Source organism: Caldisphaera lagunensis DSM 15908 (assembly GCF_000317795.1).
Classification (GTDB): Archaea; Thermoproteota; Thermoprotei_A; order Sulfolobales; family Acidilobaceae; genus Caldisphaera; species Caldisphaera lagunensis.
On sequence record NC_019791.1, the window covers coordinates 1,284,718 to 1,297,777 of the forward strand.

14 protein-coding genes and 1 tRNA gene are annotated in these 13,060 nt (G+C 30.3%); 4 read left to right on the forward strand and 11 right to left on the reverse strand.

All coding sequences use genetic code 11. The features are described from left to right. The first annotated feature begins 49 nt into the window (after positions 1-49). Positions 50-952, forward strand: coding sequence for a prenyltransferase (locus CALAG_RS06300; protein ID WP_048816808.1), 903 nt, complete (start codon positions 50-52; stop codon positions 950-952). On the opposite strand, the gene CALAG_RS06305 is transcribed toward CALAG_RS06300, so the two are convergent. From CALAG_RS06305 to hsp20, 3 genes are all read right to left on the reverse strand, one after another. Continuing rightward, complete coding sequence (locus tag CALAG_RS06305; protein WP_015232902.1) at positions 949-2,316, reverse strand: digeranylgeranylglycerophospholipid reductase; 1,368 nt, start codon at positions 2,314-2,316, stop codon at positions 949-951. The two genes, CALAG_RS06300 and CALAG_RS06305, sit on opposite strands and share 4 nt — an antisense overlap. Before the next feature lie 233 nt (positions 2,317-2,549). Beyond that, positions 2,550-2,891 (reverse strand): hypothetical protein, encoded by a 342-nt coding sequence (locus CALAG_RS06310; RefSeq protein ID WP_015232903.1) that lies wholly within the window; start codon positions 2,889-2,891, stop codon positions 2,550-2,552. Between the two features lie 13 nt (positions 2,892-2,904). Continuing rightward, entirely contained in the window at positions 2,905-3,429 is a 525-nt protein-coding gene (gene hsp20, locus CALAG_RS06315; protein WP_015232904.1) for an archaeal heat shock protein Hsp20, read from the reverse strand. A 137-nt stretch (positions 3,430-3,566) separates the two neighbouring features. Here hsp20 and CALAG_RS06320 point away from each other — a divergent pair, with 137 nt between their 5' ends. Then, complete coding sequence (locus tag CALAG_RS06320; protein ID WP_015232905.1) at positions 3,567-3,812, forward strand: hypothetical protein; 246 nt, start codon at positions 3,567-3,569, stop codon at positions 3,810-3,812. 442 nt (positions 3,813-4,254) lie between these two features. Here CALAG_RS06320 and CALAG_RS06325 read toward each other — a convergent pair whose 3' ends face one another. The 5 genes from CALAG_RS06325 to CALAG_RS06340 all read right to left on the reverse strand — a co-directional run bounded on the left by CALAG_RS06325 (position 4,255) and on the right by CALAG_RS06340 (position 7,035). Further along, positions 4,255-4,533 (reverse strand): hypothetical protein, encoded by a 279-nt coding sequence (locus CALAG_RS06325; protein WP_015232906.1) that lies wholly within the window; start codon positions 4,531-4,533, stop codon positions 4,255-4,257. A gap of 283 nt (positions 4,534-4,816) precedes the next feature. After that, positions 4,817-5,392 carry a hypothetical protein gene (locus CALAG_RS06330; RefSeq protein WP_048816810.1) on the reverse strand — a complete coding sequence of 192 codons (576 nt, stop codon included), beginning with the start codon at positions 5,390-5,392 and terminating at the stop codon, positions 4,817-4,819. Positions 5,393-5,397: 5 nt separating this feature from the next. Continuing rightward, a complete protein-coding gene (locus CALAG_RS06335; RefSeq protein WP_015232908.1) occupies positions 5,398-5,904 on the reverse strand; it encodes a 50S ribosomal protein L11 in 507 nt (168 codons plus the stop codon). A gap of 422 nt (positions 5,905-6,326) precedes the next feature. Next, positions 6,327-6,461, reverse strand: a complete 135-nt coding sequence (locus tag CALAG_RS08090; protein WP_281086578.1) for a hypothetical protein — start codon at positions 6,459-6,461, stop codon at positions 6,327-6,329. 184 nt (positions 6,462-6,645) lie between these two features. After that, positions 6,646-7,035: a CBS domain-containing protein gene (locus CALAG_RS06340; protein WP_048816811.1), complete on the reverse strand. Its 390-nt coding sequence runs from the start codon at positions 7,033-7,035 to the stop codon at positions 6,646-6,648. Positions 7,036-7,137: 102 nt separating this feature from the next. Here CALAG_RS06340 and CALAG_RS06345 point away from each other — a divergent pair, with 102 nt between their 5' ends. After that, positions 7,138-9,084: an aldehyde ferredoxin oxidoreductase N-terminal domain-containing protein gene (locus CALAG_RS06345; protein ID WP_015232911.1), complete on the forward strand. Its 1,947-nt coding sequence runs from the start codon at positions 7,138-7,140 to the stop codon at positions 9,082-9,084. Here CALAG_RS06345 and alaS read toward each other — a convergent pair whose 3' ends face one another. Both alaS and rpl12p read right to left on the reverse strand, forming a co-directional pair. Continuing rightward, the gene (gene alaS / locus CALAG_RS06350) at positions 9,085-11,805 is read right to left on the reverse strand and encodes an alanine--tRNA ligase (RefSeq protein ID WP_015232912.1); all 2,721 of its coding nucleotides are present in this window, start codon (positions 11,803-11,805) and stop codon (positions 9,085-9,087) included. It abuts the gene before it with no gap. Positions 11,806-11,866: 61 nt separating this feature from the next. Beyond that, positions 11,867-12,199 (reverse strand): 50S ribosomal protein L12, encoded by a 333-nt coding sequence (gene rpl12p, locus CALAG_RS06355; RefSeq protein ID WP_015232913.1) that lies wholly within the window; start codon positions 12,197-12,199, stop codon positions 11,867-11,869. A gap of 258 nt (positions 12,200-12,457) precedes the next feature. Between rpl12p and CALAG_RS06360 the strand changes: the two genes are divergently transcribed. Continuing rightward, positions 12,458-12,859 (forward strand): CBS domain-containing protein, encoded by a 402-nt coding sequence (locus tag CALAG_RS06360; RefSeq protein WP_015232914.1) that lies wholly within the window; start codon positions 12,458-12,460, stop codon positions 12,857-12,859. A 43-nt stretch (positions 12,860-12,902) separates the two neighbouring features. On the opposite strand, the gene CALAG_RS06365 is transcribed toward CALAG_RS06360, so the two are convergent. Further along, positions 12,903-12,980: transfer RNA gene (locus CALAG_RS06365), tRNA-Arg, on the reverse strand. Positions 12,981-13,060 lie beyond the last annotated feature (80 nt).

A 13,060-nucleotide genomic window follows, 5' to 3' on the forward strand; every position in this document is an offset into this window, starting at 1 on the left:
ATAAAGGAGAATCTCAATAATAAATATTGATCACTGAAAAGTGGTTAATATGAGCAAAGTAAGGATAAAACAAATAGTAATGGGTTCAAGACCTTGGGCCTTGCCAATGTTTATAGCAACATATTCTATTGGAGTATTTACTGGGTTTTATTATTATAAACTATTCGGATTATATTTAGTGTTGCTTATAATAATAGGAGCTGTAGGAGAACTTTTAATTCATATGATGACAAACATAATTAATGATTATTATGATTATATAAAAGGAATCGATAAAGCAAACAACACTAAGAGATATCATTTGATTTTAAATAGCAATTTAGATCCTAAAGATGTTAAAAACATTTCATTAATTTTAGGTATAATTGGTCTTTTAATTGGTATATTTATTGCAATTATGGGTAGGCCATGGGCGCTTCTATTAGGTTTCATAGGATTTCTATTAGGTTTAGAATATAGCGCTCCTCCATTATATTTAAAATATTATGCGTTAGGAGATTTTTCAGTTATTATATCAATGCTTCTATTAACTTTAGCTGGCTTCTATATGTATACTGGAAAAATATCAATCGTTGGCATTTTAATAGGTTTACCTATATCCCTTTTAATTGATGATGTTCTTATGGCAAATAATATAAGAGATATAAATAGAGATAAAACATCTGGAGCTAAAACATTATCAATAATTTTGGGATATAATAAATCTAAATATCTTTATATTTCATTTATTATTTTATCTTATACAATTCTAGCCTTTTTAATTATATTTAAAATATATCCAATATATGTATTGATAGAGGTTTTAACATTACCTCAAGCAATAAATATAATTAAAGATGCATTAAATAATAACTTTGATTTTCTAGATGTAAAAAATGCGAAGCTTGTTTCAAATTTTGGAATCTTATTTGTTATATCTTTAATAATATATATTATAATAAAAATAATTTAGATACCAAGCTTTGCTTTATATTCTTTATATAATGAAGTAACGTATGAAACCCAATCATTAAGTTCTAATGGACTTTGGGGATATACGTCGTAGACTTTTTGGACCTTTTTCATATAATCATCAACTATAACAAGCTTTGATAGAAGTGAAGGTCTTCCTAGCATCTTTAATGCAAGCGTTGCCTTTTCTAATAAACCCATGTTTGCTTTTAATTCACCTGTTACACTTGTTTCATAAGCATCTTGGGCCTTCATTACACCATGTTTTAATCCATATTCTATATCATCATTTGATAATCTTTGTAAGAATATTCTAAATATATCTAAAGCTGCTTGTCTCTTTCCTATGGCTTTCACATATTTTAAGTTAGCTTCCCACAAACTTTTAGCTGAAAAATCTTTGTTTTGAAAAGCATTTATTATTGTTTGAGATGAATAATATGAAGAAACAAAAGCGTATCCCATACCTCCCCCATGAACAGGATTTACGGTAAATCCATTATCTCCTATTCCTATGAAATTGTTCCAAACTAACGTGTTTGCAGGTCTTCTTGTTGGAACCTTAGAACCTGAAGCATTTATAACATCTGTATGGTTTTTAACTATATCTATTTGTTCAAGCCTTGTTTTAAATATGGTATTTGGTGTTGGATAATTCATCCCTCCTTGAACTCCCAAACCAATATTTGCCCTATTTTTGCCTTCTGGGAAATACCACCAATATCCTCCAGGAGAAATTTCTTGATCTAAGTATATCCTTAAATAACTTGGTTCTTCTATATCATAGTTTAGATCTCTTATTTCTCTATATGCAATGTTTGTGTCTAATGGATTTAAAGGTTCGTTAGGGGGCCATTCTTTTGGTAATAATCTTCTTAATAGTCCTCCATTACCAGTTGCATCAACAATTATATTTCCTTCAAACAAAGCATTTTCTCCATTTGGCAATATTGCAGAAACTCCTATTAGCTTATTATCTTGTATTTTTGGAGAAGTAACCCTTGTTTTTAAAAATATAGAAATACCTGATTTCTCTGCTTCTTTTACCAATTTTCTTCCATACTGATTTCTATTTATTACAAAGCCTTCTCCTTGAACCCTTAAAACTATATCTTTTTTAGGACTTATTATATCAATACCATCAACTTTTTGGCTTAGTTCTTTTCCTTCAGGGAATGGAAGTCCTGTTTCTTCGAAGTGATGCTTGCCTATAGCATCCCCACATGGTTTTCCCCATAAACCATCTTCATCAACCATATCGATACCGGCAACATTTAATCCACTATTTTTTAAAAAATATGCTAGAGTTGATCCTGCAGGTCCCAAACCAACTATTACTACATCGAATTTGTAATTCTTCGTCAAATTAGTCCCCATCTTTAATTTATCTGATAAAGTTTAAAAAGAAAAATCTAGGTATTTACAAAAAATTATAAAAATAATAAAATTATATATTTAAATTTATAAATCCCTACCCTCGGTTCAGCCTTCTCATCAATATCAGTGGTAATACCATTCTTCATCGGGCCAAATAAAAAATATTATTATAAATAAAAAAGTTTTACCATTGTTAACTGGGGGGTTAACAATATGCATTCTTATTTATCCAAATTTTTAGCAGTTTCTCTTAGATTTTTTATAATTTCTTCTTTAAATATTTTTAATTGTTCTTTAAAACACTCTTTAGCGCATGCCTTTTTTTGTATTGTATCTTGTATTTTTGAACAGCCATCATATAAACATTTATTTAATATCAAGTCCTCATTTATGTATAAAACTATTATTTTATCCATATCAACTCTTTTTACTAATTTTTCAATACCTGACATGTTAATTAATTTATTTAAATCCATTACATTTATTTCTCTTTTATCTATGATATAACCATTAAGATCTGAATTTATAGAATTTATTATATCTTCTGCGATTTCTTTAAACAAAAGCTTTCCCCAATTATTCTATTTTTATTTCTTTTCCTTTGGGTTCTTCATTTTTCTTCTTAACCTTTATTTCTAATACCCCGTTTTTATATGATGCCTTAACGCTATCCGGATCTATTTTTGAGGGCAAATCAATTTCTTTAGAATACTTTCTTATATCACTGTTTGCCTTTATATATATTTTATCTTCTGTTGCATTAACTTTTATGTTCTCTTTTGCAACTCCCGGTAAATCTGCAACAATCCATATCTCATCATTATGATCTATTACATCAACTATGGGCTCTATTTCATCGCTAATAATAGGTTTCCCATATTTTCCTTTCTTTATGTTACCAAATTCTTCTACTTTAGGCACGCCATCTGGGCCAACAAAAATTCTTACTCCATAATAATATGGATTTTCTCCTTTAACGTTTTGTTGCTTCATTAGGTCTTCAAAGCTTTCTTCAAATTCTCTCATTTCTTCTTCCATTTCTCTCATAATATCATCAAAAATATCAAATATAGATTTTCTTTTCTTTGGATTATTGCTCATTTTCTCACCAATTTTAATATGCGTTTAGAACCTTTTAAACTAAACTCAAAATTCTTAAGTCAGTTAAATAAAATTTATTTTGATTTAAATACTCTTATTTTTAATCTTGGAGTAAATACATACAATTGGGAGGAAATATGAGCAAACAAGATGATTCACTAAATGTAATAGAAGTAGAAGGTCTTGCAATGGATGGCCTAATAAAAAGTTTTAATGTAATTGATTGTGAAAAACCAAAGGGCTATAAAAAGATCCACGCAATAGCATTTGATGGTAGAGAGATAGAAACTGCGTGCATAGAGCCTGATGCAGCTAATAGATTAACAATGGTTATGAATTTATACTTAAGGAATTGGTCAAAATACATAAACTGGAATAAATAATATTTAAATAAACTGGAATAAATAATATTTAAACAATGTAGGTTAAATAAACAATTTTCCTTAAGAAAAGATAGCTCTTATTTTTAGGATAAACAATTGTATAAATTTTTATATAAACAAATACTTTAAATATAAGATGAAATATAAGCCTAAAGATAAGCATTAAATAATATTCTTTTTATATTGATTACAAAAGATTTTCATTGATAAAATCTCTTTTATGATCCTGATCGCTTAAGAATATTAAATTTTATTGTTATGTAATACTAATTCATAGGGTGTATGATTTATCTCATTAAAAATCTTTAAAATAAAAACTTTTATTAAAACTATTTACCTTTGTAAACACTAATTTATAATTGCCCCGCTGTCTCACGTTGCCAGAGACCTCGTATAGAGGAATGAAGATGAAAGGCAAACGGTAATGCGGGGTACAAATAAATTAATAATTCCCATTATTCTTGCATTTTTTAATTATATTCTCAAATTCTATCTTATACTGATCTATAATGGGCTTCCATTCATCATTTATTTCTTTTTCAGAAAATAAGGTAGAAAGGGCAAGGTGTATTGAAAATCTAATAAACGAACTTCTCGATATCCCGCATTTTTCAGTTATCATATTAATTAAATTTAATTCATAAGATGATATCTTAGAACTAATTGTTATATCATTAGTTGGTTTAACATTCAATACTATTACATTGTTTTCATACTCCAAAGTGAACACCCTCAATAAATTAAACACGTCATTTAAATATTAACTTTATAAGGTTTTAAATAAGTTCACCCCGGGGTAAGAAATATAAGGATTTAAATATTTAAATGGTAGGTATACCTTTTAAGTTTTTATGAAACTTAATATAACTATAATTTTTTCTATATTCTCCCAATTTATATCCAATTTTGGCTTGTTCATCTCTTTTTGTTAATCATAACAATGTCATGTAGTAAGCCACTTTAAGCTTGTTATTTCTTCTCTAACAGTCCCTGAAAGGGATCTTTTACTCTTGATTTACTAATCTCTCTATACCATATTTTATACGCGTTTTGTCAATTTTGTCTATAATTATTGTTTTGCCTTGAAAAAGGGCTATATTATCTTTATCAATCAATCTAAATATTCCCTGAAACGTTTTCATATATTCTTCATTTCTTTCAATTTTACCATCTTCAAATCTAACACAATAAAAATCTCTCGTATCTTCAGTATCTTTAATATATTTATCTATTTTATTTATATAAACTCTATCATAGTCTAAAGATAAACATATTTTTAAGTTGTTTGAATAGCTGCATGTTAATAAGTTTCTCTTTTTATTATAAGAAATTTCTCCATTGCAACATTCTTTTAAAATAGCAATCTTATTTTTGAAATTATTATAACTATAATATAAAATAGTAATTAAAAAAACTGTAGATGCTATTATTAATGCATATATTGTAATTTTTATTAGATATGAAGAAACAAAATATAATGAAAAAAGTAATAAGAATATATCAATAATTAAGTCAATAAATATAAAATTAAAGGATTTATTAAAATACTCTTTAATAATATTTTTTGTGTTATCTTCCATAAACTTCATCTTAAATATTCATTCTCATATTTTTCCAAAAGTTCTTTATGCTTTCCATCTTCAATCTCTTTAATTACATCTTTTGGATTTTTACCCTCAACTGTTAAACCTATGCTTTTAGCAGATCCCAAAATAGATTTAACTGCATTTTCTAAGTTTTTAGATAATAATTTTGGTCTTGATCTTACTGCTATTTCTACTACCTTTTCTAATTTTAAGTCTCCCACTTTTTTATGTTCAGGATCACCACTAGGCTCTGATGCTCCTGCTTCTCTTAAAAGTAAGGTTGTAATAGTTGGAATACCTACCTCTATTTTGTATTCTTTTGTTGACATGTTAATAGTTATTTTAACAGGTATTGTCATTCCTTTGAAATCCTTTGTTTTTTCATTGATTTCATCAACTACTTTTTTTACATTTAATCCTAAAGAAGAGAGAGTTGGTCCTAATGGCGGACCAGGTTTTGCAGCTCCACCTTCAACTTGTATTGTTAATACCTTTTCTTGGGGCATGTTTATCTACCTTCTATCTCCTCTCTATAACCTGTAGAATCTAGCTTTTAAGGATTAAATTAAAAATCTGACCTCTTTTCCGCCCTAAAGGGTGAAGGTTCTACTGAGGTCTTAGCGTTACTCCCCTTTATGGGAGCTAATCTGTACCACAAAGAAAGATAAGGTTTTTTCACTTCACTTACTATGTTCTTCACTACTTTCTTCTCCAAAGAATTGAATCTCTAAATTAAAATTCCTTTAACACTAGCATGTAATTTCTGTATTTACGTAGTATCTGTCTTGTCTAACTACTAGGATTGATTTTCTTTTTCCTTCCTTTTTCCAATACTCTGGAGGTTTCGCACTATCTTTCAAGAGGAAGAAGAATGATTACCATGCTTCGTTGTTCTTTTGTATAACTGGCGTTCGTTTTGAGTATATCCTTATATTTTTCGTAATATTTGTTCCTCGTTCCCTTGAAATCTACCTTTGAAGAATTGTTGTCTTCTTTCGTAGTTTATCTCGTTAAATAGAAAAGATGCATCTGCACACCTTCTCATTCCTTTCTTTTGGACCATTTGGTAGAAGACGAACTGATATAGCGCGGTACCGTATAGTTAGAGTATTTGGCTTTCACTCCACATCTTAGTAGATTGACCAGACATAATACCGCAAATAAATTTGTGAAAAGAAACTTTAAAAAATTTTTACCCCGCTTAAAAGGATAAGGTTTGTAGTCCCATTTATCCTTATGATTTAAAATTAAGGCCAAGCACCCGATGCCAATACTAGGCTTAATACATCCTTTATATTTGCAACACCTAATAAAGTGCCCTGATCATTTGTTATGGGTATATGTCTTATATTGCTTTCAACCATTTTGTAAGCAATTGCAACAATAGGTTCATCAATTTTAGCAGTTATTAATTTAGAACTCATATAATTGCTTACTGGAGTATTTAAAGAAGCATTATCTGCAATAGCTCTAACTAGATCCTTTTCGGTAAATATACCAATGATCTTATCTTCTTTCATAATTAATACACTATCAACCCCTTTCTCTTTCATAATCTTTGCAACATCGCTTATTGGTGTATTATAATTAATTGTAATAGCCTTTTCTTTTGTTAATATGTCTTTCAAGGATACCAACCTCCGCTCCCCATATTTCACTTATTTAATATACAGCATTTATATATTTAACTCTATTTTGTTACTAATATTTTGATATAATAAATGTGAAGTGATATAATAATGAAATTCAGATCACTACACGTTGATGTGTCCAAAGATTCTTACAATTATAATGAGGAAGACGATGAAGATATTTTGGGTATAATTGATTATGGAATTAAAGTTCATATTAAAAATAAAAGTTATTCAATTGACCCATTAGATCCAAGTAATCCAATGGTATTTGGTATAGGCCCCTTTGCAGGAGGCATAGTTATTGGAAGTCATAGGATAGTATTTATTTTCAAAAGTCCCGTATCGATGGGTATTCATGTAAGCGAACTAGGAGGGGCAGGATTTGCCTTTTTCAGAACAGGTTTAGATGGAGTTGTTATAGAAGGAAAATCAAAGGATCCTAGCATTATAACAATATATTCAGGGGATAAAGGAGATTATGTAAAAATAGAACATATTAAAGAAGAGGAGCTTAATAACATATATAATAATTATGAAGGTTATAAAGGTACAAGAGCCCTTACTCAATATATAATTTTAAAAGACAAAGAAAATATAATAAAGAATAGAGCAAGAGTTATTGTTGTAGGTCCTAGCGCTTTTAAGACGAGGTTTGCAGGTATTTTTAGTTATGTATTAGATGAACATAATGCAAAGATAACATCAGTTTCAGACTCGGCATCAAGAGGTGGAGGAGGTACTGTATTAGCTAAGGGTCATAATGTTGTTGGAATAGTAGTTGGAGGAACATTAAGAAGAAATAATCCAAATTTAGGGAATATAAAAATAATGAATGAAATATCCCAAAACATTTATAAAAAGCAATACATGCCAACACTTTTAGATAAAACTGTCAAATATCGTTTTGATCCTAATATGAAAACTGGAGGTACATTTGGAGTAAATTATGTGCATTATAAAGAGCTTGTACCATATTTAGGTTATAACAATATTTATTATAGTAGGGGCGTTAGATTAATTTTACATGATAAGATTATTGAGAATTATTGGAAGCCTTTTCAAGAAAACGTTTTTGATGGAGGTAAACTTACTGATGCATCCAAAAATTGCGGAGAGCCTTGCTCTGTTTCATGCAAAAAGATATATAAAGGGACAAAAATTGATTATGAGCCAGCTCATGGAGTAGGTCCAATAAGTGGTATAATAACTATGGATGAATCAGCTAATTTAGTTAATTTGTTAGATGATCTAGGATTAGATGCTATAGAAGCAGGTCATTTAATATCTTGGATTTTTGATTTGATAGATAAGGGTCTATTAAATCCAGAAGAGGTTGGATTAGATGATTATCCAGTTTTTGACCCAGAACGCCTTTCTAAAGAAACAAGCATAAAAAATGCCAATTTAGCAAGGAAACTAATAGAATACATAGTATTTGATGAAAACAATAAGATATTAAAAATAATATCTGAAAGAGGGCTTAGGGCTGCTGCGAAGGAGTTTGATGATATTTATAAAGAAAGAGTTAGTAAAATAGGTATTAAATATGAAGATTTGTTGGTATACGCACCCTTTGGAAAAGAAGGATACATGACCCCTAATTATTATTGGAGTCCAGGAGTTTTGGCACCAATGTATGTATTAGGGAAATATTGGACAGATTATTCTCCATCATTTAAGGAACCAGAAGATTATGCCTCTTTAAGCTTAAAGAGAGCAATATTTGAATATATTGTTGCTAATGCTGGCTTTTGTAGATTTCATAGAGGATGGGCAGAAGAATTGATGTCATATATGTATAAAGAGATGCTAAATGTTAATAAAGATCTCTATTCTCATGGATTAAAGATGTATAAGATGATAGCAGATTATCAATTAAGATCGGGAGCAGAACCAGAATATTGGGAATCTAAAAAGGTAATGGATATTGTTGCATCTCTTGCAGCAGAAACAGGAATAACAGGTTGGGAGGATACTATGTATCATAGAGAAAAATTAAAGAATTGGTGGGAAAGATTTTATAATAAACTTAACCAAGAACTTAATAAATAGTTATAAAAGGTCTTTTATTGTATTTAATAACTCTTCTCCATTTATTTTCTCATTAATAATTAGACTTGCGTAAGATCCTTTTCCACCACCTGAACCATTAAATTTATTTGATATTATCTTAGATAATTTTCCCAATTCAACCTTTACATTTTTCCCTGAAGCAATTTCTATTTGCGTTTTATTATCATTTTCTATTATTACACCTATTAAAAGATCATCATATTTACTAGTTAACTTCTTTAGAAGTTCCCTTGCATAGCTTATATCATTTTCCAATAGTTTGATAAATGTTATTCTAACATTTTTTACGATTGGGGCATTATTTATAGAATTTTCAACCTCTTCTTCCCATATTTTTCTATAAGACTTTATTTTATTGTTTAATTCTTCATTTTCTTCCATTAAAGCCTTTGCCCTTTGTAATTCTTCTCCTTGTTTTGATCCTAAGATTTTTCCTAATTCTTCTATTTTGTTTTCCTCTTTTTCCATTTCTTCAGGTACCCTAGTCCCTGCAACAAATTCAAACCTCACTATACCATCTTGGATCTTTTCAACATTAGTTATCTTAAATCCCCCTATTTCTCCTGTGTTTGTTAAATGTGTTCCAAAGCATGCTTCCGAATCCCAATTTTCTATATCTATAATTCTAATTGTAGGAGTCATTGGTACGCCTCCTTGATATAATCTGAATCCATATTTATTTTCTGCATCAGTTCTATTCATGTATAAATGATTGATAGGTCTTCTTTCGTCGATCACTTTGTTTGCTAGCCTTTCAATTTCTTTAATCTCTTCTTTGCTGGGTAACTTATAATGAGTTACATCTAATCTACCCTTTTCAGGAGTTTTTTCTGCTCCAGCTTGCCATACATGATCTCCTAAAACCTTCCTTAAAGCTCCCATAAGCAAATGTGTTCCAGTATGATGTCTCATAAGTCTATATCTTCTCTCCCAATCTATTTCCCCATAGACATCTTCACAATTATCTTCAATTTCCTTATCTACTTCATGAACAACAACATTATCAACTTTTTCCACATTTACTACTTTGTATTCTTTATCGCATATAGAAACCTTTCCCATATCATTTATTTGTCCTCCCCCCGTTGGATAAAACAAGGTTGAATCTAATATGAGATATTTACCCTTTGTTCCTAATATCTTTGCTGTAAAGCTTTTTGCATATGGATTTTGATGAAATAGAAGGTTTGTTTGTTTAAATGTCTTTGCCCAAGAAACAATTTCTTCTGGAAGCCTACTTTTTTCTTCTATTTTTCTAACAGTAGATGGGGCTTTATGTCTAGATGCAATTATTGAATAGAAATTAATTGGAATTTCAACATTTACATTTCTCTTTTTAGCTTCGCTAGCAATTATTTCTGGAGGAATTCCATAGCTATCATAGAACTTAATTAAATCATCTAAGCTAATTGTACCTGATTTCAAGCTTTTAGATGTTAATTTGATCCCTCTGTTTAATGTTTCTTTAAACTTCTTCTCCTCGTCTATTATTACATCTATTATATAAGATTTGTTATCAATTAGCTGTGGAAAATCTACTCCCCATAGCTTTATCTGTAGATCAACAAGATCTGCAAGGCTTACGTTTTCTTTTATAAACATCAATTGCTTTAATGCTCTTCTTATAACGAGCCTAGCTAAGTAACCTTCCCCAGTATTGCTTGGCACAATACCATCACCGAGCATAAGAGAAATAGTTCTTGAATGATCTAAAAGGCTATATAAACGGGCGTCCAATTCCATATAATTCTTTACTTCGTCAAATGTGAATCCAGTATTTTTTGATATTCTTTCGTAGAACTCTTTAACGCTTTCTGGATTTTCTGGCTCTAGTCTACCAGCAGCTCTAAATGCCTCCCAAAGTATTTTTTCAGGGGGTTCCTTAACGTCTAGGATTTTTCTATATTCATCCAATATATTTCCAAAAATTGCCTTAAATGCTGTTGGAGTTTTTTGCGTAAACCATGCCATCCTTTCTACTCCGTAACCTGTATCAACAATTTTTAATGGTAATTCTATATAATTGCCGTTGTCTACCTTATACATCATAAATACCAATGTTGCTAATTCTAAGCCTCCAACGGTTACTTCAAAACAAGGACCAGCATTTCCTCCTCCTTCCCACCAAGATTCTTTAAATACAAGCAAATCTCCTGGAATCTTTAATTCCTTTGTAAAGAATTCATATGCATATCTAACAGTTTCATCTTTCCAATAAATTTTTTTATCAGGATAATTAAATGCATGATGAGCAGCCATTTCAAAAGTCGTTAAATGCCTTCCAATAGTTAATCCCACATTGTCTATATCTTCTAACCTAATGCTAGGTTGGCTTACAACCAAAGGATTAGCAGGAGGAGGAACTAAGCCGCTTGTAACATGGGGTTGAAAATCAACTATACTTGCTATAGTTAAATATAAATCCTCCCTCCACCTTGCAACAACAGGCCTAGGCTTTATTGGTGTATGGCCATTTTTCTCAAAGAATTTTATAAATTTTTCTCTTGCTTCCCTAACGCTTAAACCATTTATTGAGCTTATCTTATCAAACCAATATTCTGTATCTGGCGCATCTTGACACGTATCGAATTCTTGATTTAAAGTCCAAAAATCTTCTTTACCAATTTTGCATTTTTTCCTTTGAAATCCATTTTCTTTGAAAAATTCAAGTCTATAATCTTCTGGGTTTAGTCTTACCACTTATTAACACCTTGAATGAAAATGCATTGAGAAATAATAAAGTTTTTTAAAATATTTTAGATTACATTCCAAATAATCCGCTAAGTCCTTCGCTTACATCTACTTCTTTATTTTCTTCTTCCTTCTTCTCCTCTTTCTTTTCTTCCTTCTTCTCAGCCTCAGCAGGTGCTGAAACTGGAGCAGATACTGGTGCTGAAACTGCAACTGCTGCGCTCTTTAAGACTTCATCTAATTTTAGCTCAGATAGGCTAGCAACTAACATTTTTACTTTTGCATCATCTGCTTGAAGACCGAGTGACTCAACTACCTTTTTAAGGTTATCCTCATTTAGTTGAGCACCTGCATAATACAATGCAAGTGCTGCATGTACATATGCTTTTCCTTCTTGGGGCATTTTTATCAACCTCTAGCTTGCAGTTTTAAGTGTGTTAGTACAGCCTATAAAAGCGTTGCTTATCTTTTTCAAGAGGAAATTAAAATCTATATGTTTAATATTAAGCATAATACTTTTTAATAGAAATGTTCTCATAAAAAACTAAGTGAAATAGCTTTAAAAACATCTAATCTTTTAAATACAAAGTAAATATTATATTGTATTTCCCACAAGAAACCCATTTATATCAGGAGTTTTACTAACAATGCGGGTGGAAAAATGTCGAGCGTTTTAAGTATGAAGGTATCGGATTTTATGAAAAAAGCGATAACAACTTTTCCTAACGTCACAATAGCTGAGATAGCTAAAATTATGTATGAAAATAGAATTGGTAGTGTCGTTATTACATCCCCAGATGATAAGGTCTTAGGAATTTTTACCGAAAGAGACTTAACGAGGGTTGTTGCTGAAGGTGTTCCTCTAGATAAACATGTTGGAGATGTTATGACCAAAAACCCAGTTTTAATAACTCAATCAGAAGGATTAAGCAAAGCAATATCACTTATGTATGAAAAAAATGTAAGACATTTACCTGTTGTTGATAACGAAGGAAAAATTAAGGGAATAATTTCTGTAAGGGATCTAACAAGTATATTAAATAAATTAACATCCTTAGAATAAACATTAATTTTTAGAATAAACATTAATTTAAATAATTTTTATGTGGCGGACCCGGGGGGATTTGAACCCCCGACATTCGGCTTAGAGGGCCGACGCTCTATCCTGGCTGAGCCACGGGTCCACATGGCCCGCCTTGTTTTAGGCTCAAGGCTTTTAGGACCCCTTTGCCTCGCCTTTAAAATTTAGGATAAATTGGGTTAT